This is a genomic window from Kitasatospora sp. NPDC001660, assembly GCF_053596725.1.
The window spans coordinates 1-1,050 of the sequence record NZ_JBSFGU010000150.1 but is presented as its reverse complement, the minus strand read 5'-3'; the positions used below and the strand labels follow the sequence as shown (position 1 = coordinate 1,050).

Sequence of the window (1,050 nt, the reverse complement as noted above, 5' to 3'; positions counted from 1 at the left end):
GAGGACAACCACTCCATAGCCATACCCGGAGTCTCTGGATCTCAAGACCATACGACTGGCCCGTCCGACCCCACCAACAACGTAGGACCACTCCAGCGGACGTGACCGGCGGCCCGAGACCCTCCGCCAGACGAAGGTCACCGAACTCGGACGGGACTACCCGGTCTTCTCGCCAACGTGGAAGGTCGAGGTCCACCGTCGCGGAGCGGCCCCTTCGCTGCCCGCCGTCACGGCCTACGTGAGCCAGGCTGCGGGACTGTTCTGCATCGCTACCGACGCCGTGCGCGGTCCCCAGGTCGCGTACGACGGTATCCCGCTGGTCGGGCGTGACCTGTCGGAACTGGAGAACGACCTGATCGCGTACGCCGAGACAATGGACGTGCACCTCCGCTACACGCCCGAGGGCTACCCAGGACCGGATGACTCCGGGGTCCTCATGCGCGGCCAACTGGTCGGGCAGGCCCTCCGATCGCGTCCGCTGTTCATGGTGACGCGCGACGGCGCGAATACCGAATGGGACTCGCTGCCCTCCGAGGAGTACCGCGTCAACGGCCAGTCGACGGCCTGACGGGGTGTGTGGCTCGGGCCCGTCTCCCACCGGGGCACCGGCCGACGCGGGGTGCCGCGCTGCTGGACATAGGTGACGCCCTCCAACGCGAGCCGCCGGTGGTCGACCAGGCCGGCGGCCGCGAGGCTGCGCACCGCCCGCCGAACCGACGCCAGCTGCGCCCCGCTGGCCTGGGGGATCTGGAAGACAGCGGCCGCGATCTCGCGTATCGGCTCCCAGACGGGCAGCCCGGTCAGCGTGCTGCGCCCGAGCGGCTCGGCCTGCTGCACCCGCCCGAGACCGCGCGACATGCCTTCAGCGTCCGGCGCTGTGGTTGGGGCTGAGTAACGAACGCTTACGCGGGCGGGCGGCGTCGGCCGAGCTCGGGTTCAGCCGGCCGGTTCTCGACGGGGCGTGGGGCGGCGCTGGCCAGTGCGGCGTGCAGGTGGGCGAGGACCGCGCCGGCCGCGTCGCGGGTGGTCTGGTCGGGGTCTTCGAGGCGG

Annotated in this window: 1 protein-coding gene; it reads left to right on the top strand. The window is 71.3% G+C overall.

Translation table 11 applies throughout. The features are described from left to right. Positions 1-238: 238 nt before the first annotated feature. On the top strand, positions 239-568 hold the full coding sequence (locus tag ACWCXH_RS39985; protein WP_449806429.1) for a hypothetical protein: 330 nt from the start codon (positions 239-241) through the stop codon (positions 566-568). Positions 569-1,050 lie beyond the last annotated feature (482 nt).